The sequence below is a fragment of the Achromobacter denitrificans NBRC 15125 genome, from assembly GCF_001571365.1.
In the GTDB taxonomy this organism is placed as follows: domain Bacteria; phylum Pseudomonadota; class Gammaproteobacteria; order Burkholderiales; family Burkholderiaceae_B; genus Achromobacter; species Achromobacter denitrificans.
In genome coordinates this window covers 1-21211 of record NZ_BCTQ01000051.1, presented here as the reverse complement: position 1 = coordinate 21211, position 21211 = coordinate 1, and the positions used below count along the sequence as shown (strand labels likewise).

The window sequence follows — 21211 nt, the reverse complement described above, 5'->3', positions numbered from 1 at the left end:
CTTGTTCGCGTCGAGTTTCGCTGCCTTGGGCATTGCGCCCACCGCCGATCAGAAGGCCATCCGCCGGGCATATGCGGCGGCGCTCAAGCGCATAGACCAGGCCGCCGATCCGGATGGCTTCGCCGCGCTGCGCGGCGCCTACGAGCGCGCGCGCGCCTGGGCCGAGTACCAGGCGGACGCGCCCGCCGAGGCTGAAGCCGACGCCTTCCCGCCGGCGGCGCCCGCCGCGCCGGACGCGCCCTTCGAGGCGGCACGCGACGCCACGCCTGCCCCGGGCCTCGAAGCGGAGCAGGAGAGGGCGCGGCCGGAACCGGCCTGGTCGCGGGAGCCGCAAGCGCAGCAAGCATCTCCAGCGTCGCAATGGCAGGACGATCCGGCATCGCAAGATCGATACGATGCGGACGCGGACCGCGCGGCGCGGCCGGTGCCGCCGTCGCGCGCCGACCTGGACGAGGGCGTGGCCCACTGGACGCGCCGGCTCATGCAGACGCCCGACGAAGCGCTTGCCCAGGCGCTGGCCAGCGCCCTGGCCGACGAGCGGCTGGGCCAGCTGGACGCCCGCGACGAGCTGGCCCGCAGCCTGGCGCAGGCCCTGCGCGAGCACCCCGATGGCCGTCTCGCCCTGTTCAATACCGCCCGCCGCGTGTTCGACTGGAGCGGCCTGGGCGCGCCCATTCCGCAAGACCCGGCGCTGTCGGGCTGGGTGCTGGCGATGCTGGACCAGAGCGAGCGGTACAGCCATTTGCCGCCGCCGCTGCGCGCGCGCCTGGACGCCGCGCTGATGCTGGCGCGCCGGCGGCCCGCGCCCAATGTGGCGCAGGCCCTGTGGCATGGGCAGAATTTCGAGCTGCTGCTGCGGCATGCGCCCGATCTGGCGGTGCTGGATCTGGGGCAGCAGCGTATCGCCAGCTGGCGTCAGGCTACCCGGCGCTTCGTTCGCGCCCGGGACTGGCTGCTGTGGCTGTCCGTCAACCGGGTGAAAGTCGCGCTCACGGCGGTCTGCGTGCTGGGGCTGGTCTTCATGTATCAGGATGCCCGCGACGGCACCACCTACAAGAAAGAACCGCCGCCCCGGGCGTCGCTGGTCGACGGCGTGGTGACGCTGCAGGCGCAGCGCGCGGCCGCCGATGCCAATCCCTGCGCGCCGGTCACCACGCTGTCGCGCCCGTTGGGCTGCCGCACGCCGGAGTTCCACCACACGGTGCCGGAACCGTGGCCCACGGCCATGCCCAAGACGCTGATCATCACCGAGCAGCCCGGCCTGCACTACCCCCAGGGCGCGCGGGTGCGCGGGATCAAGGGCATGGTCTGGGTGCGTGTGATGCTGGACGCCGAGGGCAAGGTCCGGCGCCAGGTGGTGCTGTTTTCATCGGGCCACGCCGCCCTGGACCAGGCGGCCGTCGATACCGCGGGCAGCGTGCGCATGATGCCGGCCATGCAGGACGGCAACGCCGTCCCGGGCCAGGCCGTGCTCGTCTTCGACTACCGGCTTGCGGCGCCGTGACGGCGGCGCGCTAGCATTGGTCGCAGGTCTCGCCGCGGCCGGCGCGTTGGAGGATGTCCTTGCCGGTGGCGTCGGGCAGCCACCATCCCTGGATGCGCATCGATCGATTGACGATTTCCGCGGATTCCAGGGTAGGGTGCTTCAGCTTCAAGACCGGCAGGTCTTCGGCGTAGTTGTCGCGAATCGACGCGATTTCCAGGAAGCGGTTGGCGTCGAATCGCCCCACGTACGTCACCTGCCCGGCAATCACGTCGAATTCGACGGGCTGCTTATAGTCTTCCGACACCTTGATGCGCCGGCCGTAATCCAGCGCCCAGCGGGTGACGCGGTACTTGCCCGGAGGTAGCTGCAAGGCGAAGGTGCTGCCCACGCCCTTGGGCACCTGGGGCGGCTTGTTGACGATGGACGGCTTGCCGCCGCCTCCGCCGCTCTCCAGCATGATCCGCTTGTCGTCGAAGGACGTGATGTAGAAATAGGCGCCATGCGGGATGAAGACGGCGCGCTCGAAGATCGTGCCGACGACGATTCCCTTCGCCGGGTTGACCTCGGCGATCGAATACGCTCTCGACGTCTGCCCCGCCGTCGTGCATCCCGCGAGGATGGCCAGCGCAAGGATCGCGCCTCCCAGGCGCGTGGTCCTGCCAGTGAATAAAGACTTCCGCATGCGAGGCTCCTTTTAGTGTCAACAGGCCCTAGCCGATCTGCTTCTTGGAGCAGGTCTTCAGCGCCAGCGGCGTCAGGCTGATCCCCTTGGCGGTGCTCTTGAACCACTGCTGCAGGATGTTCAGGGGAATGGACTTGCCCTGGGCATCGAAGACCTGGATTTCGCGGCCGGACGCCAGCAGCGCCACCTGCTTCATCGTCGTGACCTTTTGGGGGCCTTCCTCGAAGTTGTCGGCGCGCGAGCCGTTGGCCTGGTAGACGCCGTAGCCGAAGGTGCAGGCGGGGCTTTGCGCGGCGGCCGGGCCGCGCCTGGCGGCGGTGGCGGCGTCCTTGTAGGCCTGCATCTCGATCTTGGACGGGTCGCGCGAATTGCCGACGCAGAACGACACCGCGGAATTGCCGCTGGGGTCGCTTTCCAGGGATTCCTTGCCGCAAGCGTAGGCGTCTTGATATTCGCGCGAGTTCTTGTAGTTCGCGGATTGCGCGAGCGCGTTCGCGCCGGCTCCCAGCAGCACGCTCGTCGTCAGGGCGGCAGCGAGCAGGCGAAGGGGGGCATTCAGGCGGGCATGCATCAGATTCTCCGTTGTTGACCGTATAGCCCTATAGAACGGCAGCGGCGGGAGAAACTAAAACGACGCGGGGCTCGGCAAGGCGTCAGACGTCCAGCTGCCGCAGGTCCGGCGGCCGGTTTTCGATGATGGCTTCCATGCTGAAGAAGCCGGTCACGGTGGACAGCTCGAAATCGGTGATCAGCTTCTGGTAGAAGCGGTCGTACCCGGCCATTCCCCGGCAGGCCACCTTGATCAGGTAATCCCAATCGCCGCCGATGCGGTAGAACTCCGTCACCTCGGGCAGCCGCTCGACGTGGCGCCGGAAACCGTCGGCCCACTCCTTGGCGTGATGGCTGGTGCGGATCATCACGAATACGGTCAGGTCCAGGCCCAGCTCCACCAAATTCACCTCGGCCCGCGTGCCGCGCAGGATCCCGCAGGCGTTCAAGCGCTGCAGCCGGCGCCAGCACGCGTTCTGCGACAGGCCGACGCGATCCGCCAGTTCCCGCTGCGACAGCGAACCGTCTTTCAGCAGGCACGAGATGATGCTTAGATCGAGTTTATCTATTTTTTCCATTTGTTCGATCAAATGACCCGTTTTTGAGTATTTTAAGCAAAATTTAGGTGATGTTTCGCCAATGCATCCATCGTATGATATTTCGACATCAACCGGAACATCGCAGCCCCATGAACGCCTCTTCCCAAGCCAGCCAGGCCCCCGCCCGGCCATTGCAGCAATTCGAAGCCAGCCTCGGATCGGGGGATACCGTCGCGGCGCTGGCCGACGGGCTGATCGGCAAGGACGCGGTGGTCGACGGGCCCTACGGCGCCAAGCCGCTCGTCTACGCGGACTACGTCGCCTCGGGGCGGGCCCTGATGCAGGTGGAGCGTTTCGTGCTGGAGCAGGTGCTGCCGTATTACGCCAACTCGCATACCGAGGCGTCCTTCTGCGGCGGCTACATCACCCGGCTGCGCCGCGAAGCGCGCGCCGCGATCGCCCGCTGTTGCGGCGCGGGAGACGAGCACGCCGTGATCTTCGCCGGCTCGGGCGCCACCGCCGGGATCAACCGCCTGGTGCACCTGTTCGGCGTGCCGGCGGCGCTGGCGGCCGGCCGGAAGGTGCGCGTCATCATCGGCCCCTACGAGCATCATTCCAACATCCTGCCCTGGCGCGAGTGCGGCGCGGAGCTCATCGAATTGGCGGAAGACGCCCAGGGCGGCCCCGACCTGGCCCAGCTGGACGCGGCCCTGGCCGGCGCCGGCGACGCGCTGGTCGTCTGCGCGCTGTCCGCCGCGTCCAACGTGACAGGTATCGTGGCGGACGTGGCGGGCATCACTCGCCGGGTCAAGGCCGCGGGCGCGAAAATGCTGTGGGACTATGCCGGCGGCGCGCCCTACCTGCCGGTGCGCATGTCGCCGGCGGCCGACGCCTGCATCGACGCCATCGTGTTCTCGCCGCACAAGTTCATCGGCGGGCCGGGCGCGTCGGGCGTGCTGATCGTGCGCCGCGATGCGGTGCTGGACACCAAGCCCACCTGGCCGGGCGGCGGCACCGTCAAATTCGTGTCGCCCGCCGGCCATGATTACAGCGGCAGCCTGGAAGCCCGCGAGGAAGCCGGCACGCCCAATGTCGTCGGAGACATCCGCGCCGCGCTGGCCCTGCTCGTGAAAGAGGCGCTGGGCGCCGACTTCATGCGCGAGCGCAACGCCCATTTCGTGCGGCGCGCGCTGGCCCGCTGGCAAGGCGCGCCGCAGCTCGAACTGCTGGGCTCGCTCACGGCCGAGCGCCTGCCGATCTTTTCGTTCCGGGTGCGCAACGGCAAGGGCGGCTTCGTGCATCAGCAATTGGTGACCCGCATGCTGAGCGACCGCTTCGGCATCCAGGCGCGCGGCGGCTGCGCTTGCGCCGGGCCCTACGTCCATCGCCTGCTCGCGATCGGCGAGGCCGAATCCAGCCAGATGCGCCAGGCCATCCTGGACGGCCGCGAAATCGAGAAGCCCGGCTTCATCCGGCTGAATTTCAGTGTGCTGCTGCCGGACGCCAAGGCCGACTTCATCCTGGATTCCGTGCTGGCGCTGGCCGCCGACGCCACCGAGTTCGAACCTCGCTACGGCTTCGATCCCAGCCGGGCCATCTTCTATCCGCAAAGCGCCGATAAGCAGGCGGCCTGACGCGGCGGGGCCCGCCCGCGGGCGGGCCCGCTCAATCCTTCATGTGCGGGCCGCAGGTCCTGATCCAGGCGGCTTTCAGGTCCGTCAGCTCGTCGGACGCGCCGGTCATGGCGCGCGCGACCTTTTCCGGAAACGCCACGCCGTCGCGGCGGCAGGCCTCGAACTCGTCGGCCAGCGCGAAGCGCGCATCCAGCAGGTCCAGCCGGCCCTGGCACAGCGCGCGGTCCAGTTGCAGGTCATTCGCCAGCTCGCGCGTGCGCTGCGCGTCCTGCGCGCGCGCAAGATTCTCCCGCCCCGTCTCGATGTCGGCCACGCAATCGCCGGCGGCCGCGGGCGCGCTGGCGGCGGCGGAAACGAGCAGGACGGCGAGGAGACGGCGGGAAAAGGCGGGCATGCGTAAAACCTTGGCGTTGCGGACAGGACGGTCTGCATCATAACTGCTGCCAGCCTGGCTCCTCCTCCGTGTAGACGTGGCGGATAGTTGCTCGATCCTGAATTCGCCATAGCCATTCACGATGAGATCCTCGACGAAACCTGCGGTCTGCCCTCGAATCCCTGAGCATGAGGACGTGGTTGTCATGTTGGCATCGGGAGAAATCTCCGGAACGGCTTTCGCCGATTTCCTGGACGCCCGGCCCGCGCGGCCTGGCCGTTGCCGAAACGATGAGACAAGGTTACGAACAGGCTGCGGTGGGTCGCATGCCAACTCGCGGGTGCTTGCGCACGAGGTTGACGCCTTGGGGCTACTGTCTGGAAATCCAGTTTACGGTTGCTCGAAACTCGCCTACCGTGCTTCACATATCAACGATCCGCCGGAAGGCCCTGAGGCCCGTCCGCGCCATGCGGTCGGTGATAGAAATTTCTGTTTTATCAACACGTTACGCTGGAGATGAAAGAGAATGACCGACACGCTCATCAGGGTCGACCTGGCCCAATCCCCCTACGACAACGCGCAGATCCACAATCGCTGGCATCCGGACATTCCCATGGCCGTATGGGTGAAACCGGGGGATGACTTCGTCCTGGAAACCTACGACTGGACCGGCGGCGCGATCAAGAACGACGACAGTGCCGACGACGTCCGCGACGTGGATCTGTCCACCGTGCACTTCCTGTCCGGCCCGGTGGGCGTGGAGGGCGCCGAGCCCGGGGACCTGCTGGTGGTGGACCTGCTGGATATCGGCGCCAAGCCCGAGAGCATGTGGGGCTTCAATGGTTTCTTCAGCCGCAACAACGGCGGAGGATTCCTGACCGAGCATTTCCCGCATGCGCAGAAGTCCATCTGGGATTTCCACGGCATATTCACCTCGTCGCGGCATATTCCCGGCGTGAACTTCGCGGGCCTGATCCATCCCGGCCTGATCGGCTGCCTGCCCGACAAGAAGCTGCTGGATACCTGGAACCGCCGCGAACAGGCGCTGATCGACACCAACCCGAACCGCGTGCCGCCGCTGGCCAATCCGCCCGCGCCCAAGACCGCGCACATGGGCGGCCTGCAAGGCGCGGACCGCGACCGCGCGGCGGCCGAAGGCGCGCGCACCGTGCCGCCCCGCGAACACGGCGGCAACTGCGACATCAAGGACCTGTCGCGCGGCGCCCGCGTCTTTTTCCCGGTCTACGTGAAGGGCGGGGGGCTGTCGGTGGGCGACCTGCATTTCTCGCAGGGCGACGGCGAGATCACGTTCTGCGGCGCCATCGAAATGGCGGGCTGGGTGCACATGCGCGTGTCGCTGATCAAGGGCGGCATGGAGAAATACGCGATCAAGAATCCCATCTTCAAGCCCAGCCCGATCGCGCCCGCCTACAAGGACTTCCTGATCTTCGAAGGCATTTCGGTGGACGAGTCGGGCAAGCAGCACTACCTGGACGTCAACGTGGCGTACCGGCAGGCCTGCCTGAACGCGATCGAATACCTGAAGAAGTTCGGCTATTCCGGCGCCCAGGCGTATTCCCTGCTGGGGTGCGCGCCGGTGCAGGGGCACATCAGCGGCGTGGTCGACATCCCCAACTCCTGCGCAACGCTCTGGCTGCCCACCGAGATCTTCGACTTCGACATCCAGCCGTCGGCGTCGGGGCCCGTCAAGCATGTCCAGGGCGGCGTGGACATGCCGCTGTCGCGCGACCGCTAGGGAGGCCGGCATGCCCATGTACGACTATGCCTGCGGCCGCTGCGGCGAGTTCGCGGCGCTCACGCCGCTGGCGCGGTGGCGCGATCCCGCGGCCTGCCCGCAATGCGGGGAACCTTCCGAGCGCATCGTGGGCGGAGCGCCGGCGATCTCCGCGCTGTCGTCGGCGGTGAACCGGGCGCGCGCGGCCAATGAACGCAGCGCGCACGAGCCGCGCAGTTCGCGCGCCGGCCATGGCATGAACTGCGGTTGTTGTTCCGGCGGATCCCGGTCGGGCAAGACGCGCACGGCGTCCGACGGGGCGAAGTCATTCGCGGGCGCAAGGCCCTGGATGATCAGCCACTAGCGGCCCGCGCTTCGCGGCGCGCCGGCCCCCCGGCGCGCCGCGGGCCTATTCCGCTTCGCCGCGCGGCGCGGCGTCGTCCAGGCGCTGCATGTTTTCCAGCAGCTTCAGCAGATAGTGCAGCGTATGGCTCAGGTCTCCCATCGAGAACTCGTCCAGCGCCCCTTCGTAGTATTCGTGGATGCGCGGCAGCGCGTCCTGGCTCCATACCTTGCGCCCGGATGCCGTCATGGTGATCAGGCGCGAGCGGCGGTCCCGCCCGTCGGGCGCGCTTGCGATGTGGCCGTCGCGCTCCATCCGGCTGATCAGGCCCGACAGGCTCTGCCGGCTGACCATCAGGTAGCGGGCCAGGTCTCCCACGCTGATCCCCGCTTGCGCCTCGGGCCGCGACAGGGCCCCCAGCACCGCCCACTGCTGCGTCGTCAAGCCCAGGTGTTCCACCGCCCGGCTTCCGGTTTTATGCAGCATGTTTGCGCATTGATACAAGCGGAAAAACAATCGGTTGGCCAGCTCCATCCGCGCGATTTCTGTATTTTTTTTAGGGTTTTCCATAGGTCCTGCTTGCTCTTTCCAGGCTTGCCTACCGCTATCGGCGATCGCTAATATAGGTAAACATATTTACGTATTTGGGTGGCGTATCCCGCCAGTCGGGTAAGGATACCAAGCCTGCAAACCGAGGCAGAGGAAATCATGCGGAGACTGAGCGGCAGGATTGCGATCGTGACAGGCGGCGGGGGCGGCATCGGCGGGGCGACCTGCCGGCGGCTCGCCCGGGAAGGCGCGGCCGTGGGCGTGCTGGACCTGGACCAGGAAGCGGCGGCCGCGGTGGCGGCGGCCATCGAGGCCGAAGGCGGGCGGGCGCTGGCCTTGCGCTGCGACATCACGCGCCGCGAAGAGGTGGACGCGGCGGTGGCGGCGGTCGAGTCCGGGTTGGGGCCCGTCGACGTGCTGGTGAACAACGCGGGCTGGGACATCTTCAAACCCTTCACGAAAACGGCGCCCGCCGAATGGGAGCGCCTCATCGCCATCAATCTGATCGGCGCCCTGCACATGCACCACGCGGTGCTGCCGGGCATGGCGGCGCGCAAGTCGGGGCGCATCGTCAACATCGCCTCCGACGCGGCGCGGGCCGGTTCCTCGGGCGAGGCGGTGTACGCCGCCTGCAAGGGCGGCCTGGTCGCGTTTTCCAAGACCATCGCGCGCGAGCACGCGCGGCACGGCATCACCGTGAACGTGGTCTGCCCGGGGCCCACCGATACGGCGCTTTTCGCCAGCTACAAGGAGGGCGCCGGCAATCCCGAAAAGCTGGTCGAAGCCTTTACCCGCGCCATTCCGCTGGGCCGCATCGGCCAGCCGGAGGACCTGCCCGGCGCCATCCTGTTCTTTGCCAGCGACGATGCCGCCTACGTCACCGGGCAGGTGCTGAGCGTGTCCGGCGGCCTGACCATGAACGGCTGAGCGCGCCTTGACTCCTTCTTTCCTGGAATCCCCCATGAACTACGAAGACATACTCTACGAGGTGCGCGACGGCGCGGCCTGGATCACGATCAACCGCCCGGAAAAGATGAACGCGTTCCGCGGGCGCACCTGCGACGAATTGATCCACGCGCTCAACCGCGCCGGCTATGCGGCGGACATCGGCGTGATCGTGCTGGCCGGCGCCGGCGACAAGGCCTTCTGCACCGGGGGCGACCAATCCGCCCACGCCGGGCAATACGACGGGCGCGGCACCATCGGGTTGCCGATGGAAGAACTGCACGGCGCCATCCGCGACGTGCCCAAGCCCGTGATCGCGCGGGTGCAGGGCTACGCCATCGGCGGCGGCAACGTGCTGTGCACCATCTGCGATTTCACGATCGCGTCCGAACGCGCCGTGTTCGGCCAGGTGGGGCCGAAGGTGGGCTCGGTGGACCCGGGCTACGGCACGGCCTTCCTGGCCCGCGTGGTGGGCGAGAAGAAGGCCCGCGAGATCTGGTACCTGTGCCGCCGCTATTGCGCCGCCGAGGCGCTGGCCATGGGCCTGGTGAATGCGGTGGTGCCGCCGGAGCAGCTCGACGCCGAGGTGCGGAAATGGTGCGACGAGATCATGGAGAAGAGCCCCACCGCGATCGCCATCGCCAAGCGGTCCTTCAACATGGACACGGCGCACCAGGCGGGCATCGCGGGCATGGGCATGTACGCCCTGAAGCTCTACTACGACACGGAGGAATCGCGCGAGGGCGTCCGGGCCTTCCAGGAAAAGCGCAAGCCCGATTTCCGCCGCCACACCCGGTAGCGCCCCGCCACGCATGAGCCCGCCGCCAAGTCCGGCGGGCCGCAGGAGACGAGATGAATCCCTATATCGACGAGGACCTGGCCGCGCTGTCGGAACACGCCGGCCGTTTCGCGGCCGGGCGCGTGGCGCCGGGCTTTCTTGAGCGCGACGCCACGCGGACGCTGGACCGCGGGCTGATGCGCGAGATGGGCAGCCTGGGCTTCATCGCGCCCGAGCTGCCCGAAGACTGCGGCGGGCAGGGGCTGGGTTGCCTGGCCGCCGGCGTGATCCACGAGCAGATCGCGCGCGCCGACCTCAGCCTGTCCTACATCAATCTGCTGGCCTCGCTCAACGGCCAGATCCTGGCGCAGCACGGCCGGCCGGAGGTGGCGCGGCCGTGGCTGGCGCGCCTGACCCGCGGCGAAGCGCTGCTGGCCATCGCGCTGACCGAGCCGCGCGGCGGTTCGGACGCGGCCAACCTGCGGCTGCGGGTGGAGCGGGTGGACGGCCACTACGTGCTCAACGGGGAGAAGGCGTCGATATCCGCGGCCGACCAGGCCGACGCCGCTGTGGTGTTCGGCCGCAGCGGCACGGCGGCGTCCGGCGCGCGGGGCGTTACCGCCTTGCTGGTGCCCATGGATCTGCCCGGCATTACCCGCAACCGCTACGACTGCCACGGGCAACGGGCCATCGGGCGCGGCTCGCTGTTCTTCGAGAATGTGCGCGTCCCGGCGGGGCACCTGCTGGGGCGCGAGGGCGAGGGCTTCGTCCAGGTCATGCAGGGCTTCGACTACTCGCGGGCCTTGATCGGCCTGCAGGTGCTGGCGGTGGCGCGGGCCGCGCTGGACGAGACCTGGGCGCACGCGGCGCAGCGCGAAGCCTTCGGCAAGCCCCTGTCGGCGTTCCAGGGCGTGTCGCACCCGCTGGCCGAAGGCGAAACCCAGGTCGAGGCGGCGCGCCTGCTGTGCCTGCAGACCCTGTGGCTGAAGGACCGCCAGTTGCCGCACGGCGCGCAGGCCGCCATGTGCAAGTGGTGGGCGCCGAAGCTGGCGTACGACGTGGTGCACCAATGCCTGCTGACTTTCGGCCACGGCGGCTACGACCGCGGCGTCATGGAACAGCGCCTGCGCGACGTGCTGGGCTTCCAGATCGGAGACGGCACGGCGCAGATCATGAAGACCATCATCGCGCGCACGCGGGCCGGGCGCGAGGCGGTGCCGGCCTGACGCCGGCCTGGATACCATCGGAGAGACAGACATGGAATTCGATGCTGTACTGATTGCGCCGAGACGGCGGGAAAGCGTTGCGCGCGGCTGGTGGCCGGACCTCACCATCAATGACTTCCTGGACCGGGGCGCGGCCGCGCGTCCCGACAAGCCCGCGCTGACGGCCGTGCATTCCGACAGCGGCGAGACCCGGCGCTTCACCTACCGGCAGCTGGCCGCCATGGCCGACCGCGTGGCCGTGGGGCTGGCGCGGCTGGGCGTCGGGGCGGGCGACGTGGTGGCCTGCCAGCTGCCCAACGGCTGGCAGTTCGTGGTCACCTACCTGGCCTGCTCGCGCATCGGCGCGGTGATGAACCCGCTGATGCACATCTTCCGGCAGCGCGAGCTGTCGTTCATGCTGCGCCACGGCGAGGCGCGCGTCTTCATCGTGCCGCAGCGGTTCCGCGGCTTCGACTATCCGGCGATGGCCGAGGGGCTGCGCGCCGACCTGCCGAAGCTGGAGCGCGTGATCGCGGTGGGCGGCGACGGCCCCGACAGCTTCGAGGCGCTGCTGTCCGACCCCCGCTGGGAGGCCGAGCCCGACGCCCGCGACATTCTCGGCCGTTCGCGTCCCGGGCCGGACGACGTGACGCAATTGATCTACACCTCGGGCACCACCGGCGAACCGAAGGGCGTGATGCACACGGCCAACACCACGTTCTCCAACATCGCCGCCTACGCCGACCGCCTGGGGCTGGGCGCGGACGACGTGGTGCTGATGGGGTCGCCGATGGCGCACCAGACCGGCTTCATGTACGGCCTGATGATGCCGATCTACCTGGGGGGCGAGGCCGTGACGCTGGACATCTGGAATCCTGCGGCGGCGGCCGGCCTGATCCGCGAGCACGGCGCCACGTTCAGCATGGCGTCCACGCCGTTCCTGACGGACCTGGCGCGCGAGGTCGCGCAGTCGGGGCAGGGCGTGCCCACGCTGCGCGTCTTCCTGTGCGCGGGCGCCCCGATCCCGGGGCCGCTGGTGGAGCAGGCCCGCCAGGTGCTGGGGGCGAAGATCATTTCGGCCTGGGGCATGACGGAAAACGGCGCGGTCACGCTGACCCGGCCGCAAGACGAGGACGCTCGCGCCTACACCACCGACGGCTGCCCGCTGCCGGGCGTCGAGATCAAGGTGGCGGACGCCTCCGGCGCCGAGCTGCCCGCCGGCGCGGTGGGCAATCTGTGGCTGCGCTCCTGCTCCAATTTCGGCGGCTATCTGAAGCGGCCCCACCTGAACGCGACCGACGCGGACGGCTGGTTCGACACCGGCGACATGGCGCGCATCGACGAACAGGGCTATCTGCGCATCACGGGCCGCAGCAAGGACGTGATCATCCGCGGCGGCGAGAACATCCCGGTCGTGGAAATCGAATCCCTGCTGTACCGCCATCCGGCGGTGGCCCAGGCGGCGATCGTGGCCTATCCGGACGAGCGCCTGGGCGAACGGGCCTGCGCCGTGGTGACGCTCAAGCCCGGCGGCGCGCTGGAACTGGCGGAACTGGTGGCGTTCCTGAAGGGGCAGGGCGTGGCGTTGCAGTACATCCCGGAAAGGCTGGAAGTGCGCGACAGCCTGCCCAGCACGCCGACCGGCAAGGTGCAGAAATTCCGCCTGCGGGAAATGCTGCGGGAGGGCGCCTAGCCGGCAGGCAAGCGATGTCGCCTGGCCGACGGGCCCGGGAGGCTGCCTGATCGGCCCGGCCGTCACGCGGCCCGGTCAACCGCCGGGGGCGCCGCCGCCTTCAGGTCAGGCGCCGGGCGTCGGCTCCAGCGGCGCCACGGCGGCGCCCTGGATGCGGTGGCGCGAGAGCGCTTCGGCCACGAATCCCGATTTCTTCATGGCTTCGACGAAGGCGCCCAGGTAGGCGCTGGCCTTCTCGCCGCGGCGCTTGGGCACGCCCATGGCTTGGCGGATCAGCATGAAATGGCCGTCCAGCAGGCGCAGGCCGCCCAGGCGCTGCGCGTCGGCTTCCAGTTGCTGCTTCACGCCGGCGGCGACTTCCATGTTTTCCTGCAGGAAGGTGTCGACCACGGCGGGCGAGGTCGGCGCGCGGAAGATCTCCGCCTGCTTGAGTTCGCGCGTCAGGTAGAGGTCGTAGGCGCTGCCCTTGCCGACCACCACGCGCTGGCCCTTGCGGTCCACTTCGTCCATGGCGTTGATCGGCGAATCCTGGCGCACCAGGTAGGCGCCCTCGATGACCACGTAGGGCGCGGTGAAGGCGATCTGTTCGCCGCGCAGCGGATCGATGGCGAAGAAGCCCACGTCGGCCTGGTCGGCGGCCACCGCGTTGACGGATTCGCCGGCGGACTTGAACACCACCAGCTCCAGTTCCACCTGCAGGCGCCGGGCCAGTTCCGTGGCCAGGTCCACCGAGACGCCGCCGGGCTGGCCGGTGGCCGGGTCGGTGTTGGCCAGGATGGGATTGCCCAGGTTGATGGAAGCGCGCAGCTTGCCCGTAGGGGCGAAGGCGGAGAGCAGCTCGTGGTCGGTCTTCATGGTGTCCTTGGCGTGAGGGGCCGCGCCGCGCGGCGCGGACGTTGCGGCAAGCATAGCCGGAAGCGCGGGCCTTGCGGGGCGCGCTATTGGGCGCGGCGCAGGATGTAGTGCGGCGCCAGCGGGCCGGTGGGCCGCGTGCCGTCGCGATACAGCATGGTCACCTGGTTTTCGCCGACGAAGTAGCGCTGGCTGTCGCCCGAGGCGTCCAGCCGGATGGTGCTGCCGTCGGACTCCCAGCTGAAGGTGCCCGTCACGGCCTCGGGTTGCGGCTGGCGGTCCAGGTACTGGGTCTGCCTTTCGTAGCGGCCGTCCTGCATCAAGGTCAGGCGGGTGCGGATGCCGGGGCAGTCCGCGCAGGGCAGGGTGCCTTCATAGCTGCCGGGCCAGTCCAGCGAATTGCGGGCGGTGTGGCCGTCGGGAGGCGCGGCCCGCCCGGAGACGGTCTGGGACGGGGCGCAACCGGCCAGCAGGGCGAGCGTCAGGGCGCAGGTCAGGGTGGTTTTCATCATGGCGAGCTCCTGTGTGGCAAACGTATTCACGATACGGACAGTAACGCGCCGGTGCTGAAACGGGATGTAAGGCCGCGGCGCTTCTTCCGCCCGCGCGCATGCGCTACGCTTGGCGTCTTCCCTGGCCGGCGCGCTCGGCGGCATGACACCAGAATAGGACGATTCCCATGAATGGCGAACATCGCTACCACGTCACGGTGGACTGGACCGGCAATACCGGCACCGGCACTTCCAGCTACAAGGCGTATTCCCGCGATCACCTGATCCAGGCCGAGGGCAAGCCCGACGTGCCGGGTTCGTCCGACCCGGCGTTCCGCGGCGATCCGGCGCGCTGGAATCCCGAGGACATGCTGGTGGCGTCGCTGGCGGCGTGCCACAAGCTGTGGTATTTGCATTTCTGCTCGGTCGAAGGCGTGACCGTGGCGGCCTATCGCGACGAGGCCGAAGGCGTGATGGTCGAGGACCGCGAGCGCGGCGGGGCATTTTCCCGGGTCACGCTGCGGCCCGTGGTGACCATCGCCGCCGGCGACGACGCGGCGCTGGCCGCGGCGCTGCACGACCGGGCGCACCATTTCTGCTTCATCGCCAATTCGGTGAATTTCCCGGTGACGTGCGAACCCCGCATCGTCCGCGCGGATTGAGCCGCGATGGTGCCCGCCTTCGCCGACTGGCCCCGCGACTATCCCGCCCTGGGCGCGCCGGGCATGCGCCTGCGCGCCATGCGCGCCGAGGATGCCGCCGACTGGTACGCATACCTGCGCGACGAGGCGGTGACGCGCCACACCAGCTGGCGGCTGGACGGGGAGGGCGCCCTGGCCGATCTGATCCAGGCCTACGCGCAACCCGGCCGTTCGCACAGCATGCGGCTCGCCATCGTCGGCCCGGATGACCGGCTGGTCGGCACCGTGGGCCTGAACGAGATCGCGCTGCCGCAGCGCCGCGCCGAGATCGCCTACGACATCGCGCCGGCGCGCTGGCGCCAGGGCCTGGCCACGCAGGCGTGCGCGGCCTTGACCGGCTGGGCGCTCCATACGCTGGGCTTCGCGCGCATCCAGGCCACGGTGCTGGAGTCGAACGCCGCCTCGGCGGGCGTGCTGGAACGCTGCGGTTTCCGCCGCGAAGGCCTGCTGCATGCGTACCGGGTGGTGCGCGGCGAACCGCGCCATTTCTGGATGTACGCCCGCACCTGGCCGCCGGAAACGGTGGGCGCGGAGTGCGGCTGAATCAGACGGAAAGGCGCCCGGTTTGGCGGTAGACTGGGCGGCACTAGCCACTCCGGAAATACCATGGAATCCGCCTTGATCGTGATCGACGTGCAGCGCGCGCTGTTCGAAAACTCTCCGCCGCCCGCGGATGCCGCCGACGTGCTGGAGCGCATCAACACGTTGACCGACCGGGCCCGCGAGGCCGGGGTGCCGGTCATCTATGTCCAGCACGAAAGCCCGGGCAGCGGCCTGGCCCACGGCGCGCCCGGTTGGGAACTGGACACGCGCCTGCGCCCGCTGCCGGACGACATCCGCGTGCGCAAGACCACGCCCGATTCCTTCCTGCGCACCACGTTGGGCCAGGTGCTGGAAGAGGCCGGCGTGTCGCGGCTGGTGGTGTGCGGCTACGCAACCGAGTTCTGCGTGGACACCACCGTGCGCCGCGCGGCGGCGCTGGGCCATTCCGTGGTGCTGGCGGCCGACGCCCACACCACCCAGGACAAGCCGCATGCCGCGGGCGCGCAAATCCGCGCCCACCACAACGCGACCTTGTCCTCGATTTCCAGTTTCGGCGTGAAGATCGCCGCCATTCCCGCCGCCGATATCGTCTTCGGCGCGGCGGAGCGGTGAGCGGCATGGATCCCGAACTGCTGTCCCTGCTGGTCACGCGCGCCATGCCTTTCGGCAAGTACCAGGGCCGCCTGATCGCCGACCTGCCCGGGCCGTACCTCGCCTGGTTCGCCCGCAAGGGCTTTCCGCCCGGCGAACTGGGGCGGCTGCTGGCGCTGATGCACGAACTGGACCACAACGGCCTGTCGTCGCTGCTGGCGCCGCTGCGCCAGTCCGCCGGCAAGCCTTCGGACAAGTCGCCGGGCAAGCCCGCCGGCAAATCGGTCGGCAAGCCCTGAAGCCGCTCCTGAATCTCGCCCTGAAGCGAACCAGGCAACGCCCGGGCGCGAAACTCCAGGAAACAACTGTAGAGGCTTGTGTAGCGTCGCGCGGCGGCGGGCAGGGATACGATATTGCGTCGCGTGTCAGGCCGGGCCATCGGCCGCAGGCTTCGGCGCGCCGGTTCATCGAAGAGAGGTTGCCATGACGAATACCCCCCACGCTGCGCCCGCGATGCGGACTGACCGCCCCTCCGAAGAGGGCTTTTCATCCTGGGGCGGCCCGGCGATGAAGAAACTCCGCGTCTCCGCGTTCCTGCTGGCCGCGCTGTGCGCGGCCGGCGTCGCGCAAGCGCAGAATGCCGCGCCCGTCACGCAGGAATACCAATACCCCAGCGCGCGCTCCAAGGACGGCAGCCTCTCGCCGCCCTCGACGCTGCGCATGACGGTCACGCCCGATCCCAACGCGGCGCCGGCGATCGTCCGCGATACGCCGGAAAGCCAGGCCGAATACGCGCGTTGCCGCGAAGTGTCGGACCGCGCCGCGGTATCGAACGCGCAGATGCAGGCAGGCGTGGCGCAATGCCTGAAGGAACTGGAGCAGCGCCGCCAGCAGCAGTAGGGAAGCCCCGGGGCCGCTGGCGGGCGGCCGGCTTTCCGTTTCGGTCAAACGGTAATAATATTCAATCTCATCAACATAGCGGGGAACCGCTGCCGTGACCGCCACCCGCCCCGAACCCGATTGGACCGTATCGGCCGCCACGCCCGCGATGTCGCTGGCCGGCGGCACGCTGCGCTTCGGCCGCGACGAGCGGGTGCACGAGCGCCTGGAACCCGGGCTGAAGCTGGTGCTGGTGCTGGACGGCGAGCTGCGCTATAGCGTGCGCGGCGCCCCGGCCAGGCGCGTGAGCGGGCCCTCGCTGCACCTGAGCCTGTGCCAGGACGCGATGGGCATGGAACACGAGTTCGGCGCGCACAAGGCCTTGCGGTTCGTGTCCTTGCGCACCGGCCTGGAGAACCTGCGGGACGCGCTCTCCATGGAGCCGGCGCAATTGGCCGCGCTGCTGCGCGCGCCGGCCGCCGGGCAGCCCTATGCGGAAGCCAACCTGCGGGTGGCGCCCGCCATCCAGGCCCTGGGCAACCAGATGCTGGCCTGCCCGGTGCAGGGGGCGCTCAAGCGCATGTACCTGTCGGGCAAGGCGCTGGAACTGACGGCGCTGGCATTCGGCGCGCTGCGGCCGGCGGCGCCGGACGAGCCCGCCCACGGCCTGGCGCGCGGCGATGTCGAGCGCCTGCATCACGCGCGCGAAAGGGTCGCCGCGAACCTGCAGGATCCGCCCTCGCTGCCGGAACTGGCGCGGCAGGCGGGCATCAACGTCAACAAGCTCACGACGGGCTTTCGCAAGCTGTTCGGCATGAGCGTCTACGCCTATGTGCGCGAATGCCGGATGGAGCAGGCGCACGCGCTGCTGGCCGCGGGCGCGCTCTCGGTGTCGGAGGCGGCCTACGCCTGCGGCTATACCGACTCCCACTTCACCAAGGCCTTCCAGCGCCGCTACGGCGCGCTGCCCAGTAGCATCGCGCCGCGCGGCTGACTCCGGCGCCTCCGCGAAACTTCCGCAATCGCCAGCAAGACTTCCGCGATCGCCAGCGCGGGCTTCCCTTCCTCTCTAGAATTATTTGAGAATAATTCTCAGTAACGGATAAAGAGGGATAGCAGTGCGGAAAGAGTCGAAGACGGGGGCGGGCCAGGCCCGCCGCAAGGCGGCGCGGGCGTTGCAATGGCCCTTGTGGCTGGCGGTGGCGGCGGCGCCGGCCCAGGCGCAGGAGCAAGAGGCGCAATCGCTGCCGGCGGTAACGGTCAGCGGAGCGGGCGTGGCGCCGGACACCGCGACCTTGGGCAAGCTGCCGCTGTCGGTGCGCGAGATCCCGCAGTCGGTCACGGTGATCGGGCTGGAGCGGATGCGGGAGCAGAACCTGCAAAGCCTGGACGACGTCATGCAGCACGCCACCGGCATTACCGTGCAGCCCTACCAGCTGCTGACCACGGCGTACTACGCGCGCGGATTCAAGGTGGATTCGTTCGAGCAGGACGGCGTGCCGGTGCTGATGGGCAATATGGCGGCTTCGCCCCAGGACATGGCGGTCTACGAGCGCGTGGAGATCCTGCGCGGCGCCAACGGCCTGCTGCACGGCGCGGGCAACCCCGCCGCGACCGTGAACCTGGTGCGCAAGCGGCCGCAGCGGGAGTTCGCGTTCAACGGCACGGTCAGCGCGGGCAGCTGGGACCGCTACCGCGCCGAAGCGGACCTGGGCGGCCCGCTGAACGCCAGCGGCAGCGTGCGCGGGCGCATCGTCGGCGCGGTCGAGGACCGCGGCTATTTCTATGACGTCGCGGACCAGCAGTCGGCCCTGTTCTACGGCATCGGAGAAGTGGATCTGGGGCCGCGCACGGTGCTGTCGGCCGGGCTGCAATACCAGCGCATCCGGTCCACCACCAACATGGCGGGCGTGCCGCGCTACAAGGACGGCGGCGATATCGGCCTGTCGCGCTCGACCTACCTGGACGCGGCCTGGGACCGCTTCAACTGGGACACCACGCGGGTGTTCGCCGACCTGGAGCACGGCTTCGGCGACGGCTGGACGGCCAAGATCAGCGCCAACTACCTGACGGCCGACAGCAACCTGAAGTACGCGGGCGCGTACGGCGCGATCGACCGCGAGACCGGCCTGGGTTCGCGGCTGATGGGCGGCGCGTACAAGTTCGACAACACGCAGGCCAGCGTGGATGCCTACGTGAGCGGGCCGGTGCAGTGGTTCGGCCGGCGCCATGAGCTGCTGCTGGGCGGCAATGCGCAGCGCACCACGTCCGAGCAGTACACCGGCATGCTCACGCCGGCGCTGAACGTGCCGGTGAACGTCTTCGACTGGGATCCGCACAGCGTGCCCGAGCCCGGCGTGGGGCCTTACACCTCGCCCGGTGAAACGCGCCTGAAGCAGCAGGGCGTCTACGCCATGGGCCGCTTTTCGCTGGCCGATCCGGTGACCCTGGTGCTGGGCGGCCGCATGAGCTGGTGGAACCAGAGCGCTCCGGGCGCGCGCCAGGATATCGATCCCGAATTCACGCCCTACGGCGGGCTGATCGTCGACCTGGACCGGCAATGGTCGCTCTACGGCAGCTATGCGCAGGTGTTCCAGCCGCAAAGCCAGCTGACCCGCGAAGGCAAGCCGCTGGACCCGGTCACGGGCACCAACTACGAGGCGGGGGTGAAGGGCGCGCTGGCCGACGGCGCGCTGAACGTGTCGCTGGCGGTGTTCCAGATCCAGCAGAAGAACCGCGCGCAGCAGGATCCGGATTGGCCTTGCGTGGGCAACAACTGCTACTACGTGTCGGGCGGCGAGGTCCGCAGCCGCGGCTTCGAGGCCGAGGCCAGCGGCCAGGTCACGCCCTACTGGACGGTGGCCGCGGGCTACACGTTCAACACCAGCAAGTACCTGTCCGATTCCGTCTCCAACGGCCAGCCGTTCGCCAGCTTCACGCCCAAGCATATTTTCCGCCTGTGGACGAACTACGCGCTACCCGCCATGGAGCGGCGGCTGAGCGTGGGCGGCGGCGTGCAGATGCAGTCGGGGTACTCGACCGTCTCGGGGCCCGTCACGCTGCGCCAGGGCGGCTACACGCTGGTGGACCTGCGCATGGCGTACCGGCTGGACAAGCACCTGACGGCGTCCCTGAACCTGAACAACGTGTTCGACCGCCGCTACTACCAGAGCCTGTCGGGCACGTCCTGGAACAACCGCTACGGCGAACCCCGCAACGTCATGCTGACGCTGCGCGCCCAATACTGAACCGCGCGGGCGGCGCCGCCCGCGCCGCCCGCCATGACCGCAACAAGGAGGTTTCCCGATGACGGCTCAGGCCCATCCCGTACCGCCGGTCTTCGACTGGCTCGATCATTTCATGGCGCTGGGCAACGACGGCGCCCTGCGCGACGTCGGCAGGCAGCGCCGCCTGTCTCCAGACGAAGGTTGGCTGGTCGGCGTCAAGGCCGTGGCCTGCGACGCCGACGTGCACGGCGACGTGTGGGAGCGCCATCCGGCCGGCGAGGAGATGCTGTGCGTGCTGGAAGGCCGCGTGGTGCTGACGCTGGCTGGCGAGGGCGGCGCCGAGACCGACGTGCTGCTGGACAGCCGCCGCTGCGCGGTGGTGCCGCGCGGCGTGTGGCACCGGCTGCACATCGCCTGTCCCGGCAAGATCCTGTTCGTGACGCCGGGCCATGGCAGCGAACACCGCCGCGCCGCGGCGCAACCGCAACGGAAACCTTGAACATGACCGGCAAGCAGAACGGACGCGTCTTCCTGATGGTGGCCACCTTGTATTTTTCGCAGGGCATTCCCCTGGGCGTCGCGATGGAAGCCCTGCCCACGCTGCTGCGCCGCGACGGCGCGGACCTGCGCGCGCTGGCGTGGCTGCCGCTGGTGGGGCTGCCGTGGGTCCTGAAGTTCCTGTGGGCGACGGTGGTGGACAATCATTGGAACCCGGCCCTGGGGCGGCGTCGCAGCTGGATCGTGCCGCTGCAGGCGGTGGTGCTGGCCTGCCTGGCGGGCGTGGCGGCGCTGGGAATTTCCTCGGCCAGCGCCGCCTGGGTGGTGGCCCTGATGGCGGCGGCGTCGCTGGCCAGCGCCACGCAGGACATCGCCACCGACGGGCTGACCGCGGAGCGTTTCGAGGGCCAGGCCCTGGCGCGCGCCAACGCGGCGCAGGTGGGCGGCACCATGATGGGCTTCTTCTTCGGCGGCCCGGGCTGCCTGATCATGGCGGGCTATCTCGGCCAGACGGCGGCGGTCGCCGTGCTGGCCGCCGCGGTGGCGTTCAGCCTGGCGCTGGCCGCGACCTGGCGGGAAACGGAGGCCGGCCCGGTGGCGGCGCGGCCGAAGGCCACGCTGGCCGGATTCATTCGCCGGCCCGGCGCCTGGGCGCTGGCGGTGGCGGCGTTCCTGTCGGCCATGACGGCCGTGGCCGGCTATGGCTTGTCCAAGCTGTTCCTGGTGGACGCGGGCTGGCCGGTGGAAGACGTGGGCCGCATCGGCATGGCAGGCGGCGTCGTTACCGTGCTGCTGGGCTGCGGCGGGGGCGCGTGGCTGATCGGCAGGCTGGGCGCGCGGCGGGCGCTGGCGCTGGGCCTCGCGGCGTCGGGCGCGGCGGCGCTGGGCTGGCTGGCGCAGGCCGCGGGCTGGGCGCCG

The 21211-nt window shown here is 69.2% G+C and carries 24 protein-coding genes; 17 read left to right on the top strand and 7 right to left on the bottom strand.

The window, feature by feature from the left end; genetic code table 11:
• Nucleotide 1: 1 nt before the first annotated feature.
• Nucleotides 2-1504 carry an energy transducer TonB gene (locus tag ADE01S_RS27820; protein ID WP_062685008.1) on the top strand — a complete coding sequence of 501 codons (1503 nt, stop codon included), beginning with the start codon at nucleotides 2-4 and terminating at the stop codon, nucleotides 1502-1504.
• A 10-nt stretch (nucleotides 1505-1514) separates the two neighbouring features.
• Here ADE01S_RS27820 and ADE01S_RS27815 read toward each other — a convergent pair whose 3' ends face one another.
• The 3 genes from ADE01S_RS27815 to ADE01S_RS27805 all read right to left on the bottom strand — a co-directional run bounded on the left by ADE01S_RS27815 (nucleotide 1515) and on the right by ADE01S_RS27805 (nucleotide 3295).
• Entirely contained in the window at nucleotides 1515-2168 is a 654-nt protein-coding gene (locus ADE01S_RS27815) for a hypothetical protein (protein ID WP_062685007.1), read from the bottom strand.
• Nucleotides 2169-2196: 28 nt separating this feature from the next.
• Nucleotides 2197-2739: a hypothetical protein gene (locus ADE01S_RS27810; RefSeq protein ID WP_062685006.1), complete on the bottom strand. Its 543-nt coding sequence runs from the start codon at nucleotides 2737-2739 to the stop codon at nucleotides 2197-2199.
• Between the two features lie 82 nt (nucleotides 2740-2821).
• On the bottom strand, nucleotides 2822-3295 hold the full coding sequence (locus tag ADE01S_RS27805) for an Lrp/AsnC family transcriptional regulator (protein ID WP_087881484.1): 474 nt from the start codon (nucleotides 3293-3295) through the stop codon (nucleotides 2822-2824).
• A gap of 110 nt (nucleotides 3296-3405) precedes the next feature.
• Here ADE01S_RS27805 and ADE01S_RS27800 point away from each other — a divergent pair, with 110 nt between their 5' ends.
• Nucleotides 3406-4890 carry an aminotransferase class V-fold PLP-dependent enzyme gene (locus ADE01S_RS27800; protein WP_062685004.1) on the top strand — a complete coding sequence of 495 codons (1485 nt, stop codon included), beginning with the start codon at nucleotides 3406-3408 and terminating at the stop codon, nucleotides 4888-4890.
• Between the two features lie 31 nt (nucleotides 4891-4921).
• Here ADE01S_RS27800 and ADE01S_RS27795 read toward each other — a convergent pair whose 3' ends face one another.
• Nucleotides 4922-5284, bottom strand: a complete 363-nt coding sequence (locus ADE01S_RS27795) for a hypothetical protein (protein WP_062685003.1) — start codon at nucleotides 5282-5284, stop codon at nucleotides 4922-4924.
• 505 nt (nucleotides 5285-5789) lie between these two features.
• Here ADE01S_RS27795 and fmdA point away from each other — a divergent pair.
• Nucleotides 5790-7019, top strand: a complete 1230-nt coding sequence (gene fmdA, locus ADE01S_RS27790) for a formamidase (protein WP_062685002.1) — start codon at nucleotides 5790-5792, stop codon at nucleotides 7017-7019.
• 10 nt (nucleotides 7020-7029) lie between these two features.
• Nucleotides 7030-7362 (top strand): zinc ribbon domain-containing protein, encoded by a 333-nt coding sequence (locus ADE01S_RS27785; RefSeq protein WP_062685001.1) that lies wholly within the window; start codon nucleotides 7030-7032, stop codon nucleotides 7360-7362.
• A 45-nt stretch (nucleotides 7363-7407) separates the two neighbouring features.
• Here ADE01S_RS27785 and ADE01S_RS27780 read toward each other — a convergent pair whose 3' ends face one another.
• The gene (locus ADE01S_RS27780; RefSeq protein ID WP_087881485.1) at nucleotides 7408-7875 is read right to left on the bottom strand and encodes a MarR family winged helix-turn-helix transcriptional regulator; all 468 of its coding nucleotides are present in this window, start codon (nucleotides 7873-7875) and stop codon (nucleotides 7408-7410) included.
• Nucleotides 7876-8049: 174 nt separating this feature from the next.
• Between ADE01S_RS27780 and badH the strand changes: the two genes are divergently transcribed.
• From badH to aliA, 4 genes are read left to right on the top strand one after another with little or no spacing between them, the layout of a single operon-like run.
• Nucleotides 8050-8817 (top strand): 2-hydroxycyclohexanecarboxyl-CoA dehydrogenase, encoded by a 768-nt coding sequence (gene badH / locus ADE01S_RS27775; protein WP_062684999.1) that lies wholly within the window; start codon nucleotides 8050-8052, stop codon nucleotides 8815-8817.
• A gap of 34 nt (nucleotides 8818-8851) precedes the next feature.
• Nucleotides 8852-9634, top strand: coding sequence for a 2-ketocyclohexanecarboxyl-CoA hydrolase (gene badI, locus ADE01S_RS27770; protein WP_062684998.1), 783 nt, complete (start codon nucleotides 8852-8854; stop codon nucleotides 9632-9634).
• A gap of 53 nt (nucleotides 9635-9687) precedes the next feature.
• Nucleotides 9688-10839 (top strand): cyclohexanecarboxyl-CoA dehydrogenase, encoded by a 1152-nt coding sequence (gene aliB / locus ADE01S_RS27765; RefSeq protein ID WP_062684997.1) that lies wholly within the window; start codon nucleotides 9688-9690, stop codon nucleotides 10837-10839.
• 31 nt (nucleotides 10840-10870) lie between these two features.
• Nucleotides 10871-12511 (top strand): cyclohexanecarboxylate-CoA ligase, encoded by a 1641-nt coding sequence (aliA, locus tag ADE01S_RS27760; RefSeq protein ID WP_062684996.1) that lies wholly within the window; start codon nucleotides 10871-10873, stop codon nucleotides 12509-12511.
• A gap of 105 nt (nucleotides 12512-12616) precedes the next feature.
• Here aliA and ADE01S_RS27755 read toward each other — a convergent pair whose 3' ends face one another.
• The gene (locus tag ADE01S_RS27755; protein ID WP_062685017.1) at nucleotides 12617-13366 is read right to left on the bottom strand and encodes an ABC transporter substrate-binding protein; all 750 of its coding nucleotides are present in this window, start codon (nucleotides 13364-13366) and stop codon (nucleotides 12617-12619) included.
• 83 nt (nucleotides 13367-13449) lie between these two features.
• Nucleotides 13450-13875 (bottom strand): copper resistance protein NlpE, encoded by a 426-nt coding sequence (locus tag ADE01S_RS27750; RefSeq protein WP_062684995.1) that lies wholly within the window; start codon nucleotides 13873-13875, stop codon nucleotides 13450-13452.
• A 167-nt stretch (nucleotides 13876-14042) separates the two neighbouring features.
• Between ADE01S_RS27750 and ADE01S_RS27745 the strand changes: the two genes are divergently transcribed.
• The 9 genes from ADE01S_RS27745 to ADE01S_RS27705 form a co-directional block, all read left to right on the top strand.
• Nucleotides 14043-14516 carry an OsmC family protein gene (locus tag ADE01S_RS27745; RefSeq protein ID WP_062684994.1) on the top strand — a complete coding sequence of 158 codons (474 nt, stop codon included), beginning with the start codon at nucleotides 14043-14045 and terminating at the stop codon, nucleotides 14514-14516.
• Between the two features lie 6 nt (nucleotides 14517-14522).
• Nucleotides 14523-15098 carry a GNAT family N-acetyltransferase gene (locus tag ADE01S_RS27740; RefSeq protein WP_062684993.1) on the top strand — a complete coding sequence of 192 codons (576 nt, stop codon included), beginning with the start codon at nucleotides 14523-14525 and terminating at the stop codon, nucleotides 15096-15098.
• 63 nt (nucleotides 15099-15161) lie between these two features.
• The gene (locus ADE01S_RS27735; RefSeq protein ID WP_062684992.1) at nucleotides 15162-15710 is read left to right on the top strand and encodes a cysteine hydrolase family protein; all 549 of its coding nucleotides are present in this window, start codon (nucleotides 15162-15164) and stop codon (nucleotides 15708-15710) included.
• Between the two features lie 5 nt (nucleotides 15711-15715).
• On the top strand, nucleotides 15716-15988 hold the full coding sequence (locus ADE01S_RS27730) for a DUF3820 family protein (RefSeq protein WP_062684991.1): 273 nt from the start codon (nucleotides 15716-15718) through the stop codon (nucleotides 15986-15988).
• A 268-nt stretch (nucleotides 15989-16256) separates the two neighbouring features.
• On the top strand, nucleotides 16257-16589 hold the full coding sequence (locus ADE01S_RS27725; protein ID WP_062684990.1) for a hypothetical protein: 333 nt from the start codon (nucleotides 16257-16259) through the stop codon (nucleotides 16587-16589).
• Between the two features lie 94 nt (nucleotides 16590-16683).
• Nucleotides 16684-17562: a helix-turn-helix transcriptional regulator gene (locus ADE01S_RS27720; protein ID WP_228468510.1), complete on the top strand. Its 879-nt coding sequence runs from the start codon at nucleotides 16684-16686 to the stop codon at nucleotides 17560-17562.
• A gap of 124 nt (nucleotides 17563-17686) precedes the next feature.
• A complete protein-coding gene (locus ADE01S_RS27715; RefSeq protein ID WP_062684989.1) occupies nucleotides 17687-19816 on the top strand; it encodes a TonB-dependent siderophore receptor in 2130 nt (709 codons plus the stop codon).
• Between the two features lie 58 nt (nucleotides 19817-19874).
• Nucleotides 19875-20294, top strand: coding sequence for a cupin domain-containing protein (locus ADE01S_RS27710; protein ID WP_062684988.1), 420 nt, complete (start codon nucleotides 19875-19877; stop codon nucleotides 20292-20294).
• A 2-nt stretch (nucleotides 20295-20296) separates the two neighbouring features.
• On the top strand, nucleotides 20297-21211 hold a 915-nt coding region (locus ADE01S_RS27705; RefSeq protein WP_062684987.1), incomplete at its 3' end, for an MFS transporter.

Coding starts and splice junctions, on each gene's coding strand:
- ADE01S_RS27815 (WP_062685007.1), bottom strand. CDS start 2,168: ATGCGGAAGTCTTTATTCACTGGCAGGACCACGCGCCTGGGAGGCGCG.
- ADE01S_RS27810 (WP_062685006.1), bottom strand. CDS start 2,739: ATGCATGCCCGCCTGAATGCCCCCCTTCGCCTGCTCGCTGCCGCCCTG.
- ADE01S_RS27805 (WP_087881484.1), bottom strand. CDS start 3,295: ATGGAAAAAATAGATAAACTCGATCTAAGCATCATCTCGTGCCTGCTG.
- ADE01S_RS27800 (WP_062685004.1), top strand. CDS start 3,406: ATGAACGCCTCTTCCCAAGCCAGCCAGGCCCCCGCCCGGCCATTGCAG.
- ADE01S_RS27795 (WP_062685003.1), bottom strand. CDS start 5,284: ATGCCCGCCTTTTCCCGCCGTCTCCTCGCCGTCCTGCTCGTTTCCGCC.
- fmdA (WP_062685002.1), top strand. CDS start 5,790: ATGACCGACACGCTCATCAGGGTCGACCTGGCCCAATCCCCCTACGAC.
- ADE01S_RS27785 (WP_062685001.1), top strand. CDS start 7,030: ATGCCCATGTACGACTATGCCTGCGGCCGCTGCGGCGAGTTCGCGGCG.
- ADE01S_RS27780 (WP_087881485.1), bottom strand. CDS start 7,875: ATGGAGCTGGCCAACCGATTGTTTTTCCGCTTGTATCAATGCGCAAAC.
- badH (WP_062684999.1), top strand. CDS start 8,050: ATGCGGAGACTGAGCGGCAGGATTGCGATCGTGACAGGCGGCGGGGGC.
- badI (WP_062684998.1), top strand. CDS start 8,852: ATGAACTACGAAGACATACTCTACGAGGTGCGCGACGGCGCGGCCTGG.
- aliB (WP_062684997.1), top strand. CDS start 9,688: ATGAATCCCTATATCGACGAGGACCTGGCCGCGCTGTCGGAACACGCC.
- aliA (WP_062684996.1), top strand. CDS start 10,871: ATGGAATTCGATGCTGTACTGATTGCGCCGAGACGGCGGGAAAGCGTT.
- ADE01S_RS27755 (WP_062685017.1), bottom strand. CDS start 13,366: ATGAAGACCGACCACGAGCTGCTCTCCGCCTTCGCCCCTACGGGCAAG.
- ADE01S_RS27750 (WP_062684995.1), bottom strand. CDS start 13,875: ATGATGAAAACCACCCTGACCTGCGCCCTGACGCTCGCCCTGCTGGCC.
- ADE01S_RS27745 (WP_062684994.1), top strand. CDS start 14,043: ATGAATGGCGAACATCGCTACCACGTCACGGTGGACTGGACCGGCAAT.
- ADE01S_RS27740 (WP_062684993.1), top strand. CDS start 14,523: ATGGTGCCCGCCTTCGCCGACTGGCCCCGCGACTATCCCGCCCTGGGC.
- ADE01S_RS27735 (WP_062684992.1), top strand. CDS start 15,162: ATGGAATCCGCCTTGATCGTGATCGACGTGCAGCGCGCGCTGTTCGAA.
- ADE01S_RS27730 (WP_062684991.1), top strand. CDS start 15,716: ATGGATCCCGAACTGCTGTCCCTGCTGGTCACGCGCGCCATGCCTTTC.
- ADE01S_RS27725 (WP_062684990.1), top strand. CDS start 16,257: ATGAAGAAACTCCGCGTCTCCGCGTTCCTGCTGGCCGCGCTGTGCGCG.
- ADE01S_RS27710 (WP_062684988.1), top strand. CDS start 19,875: ATGACGGCTCAGGCCCATCCCGTACCGCCGGTCTTCGACTGGCTCGAT.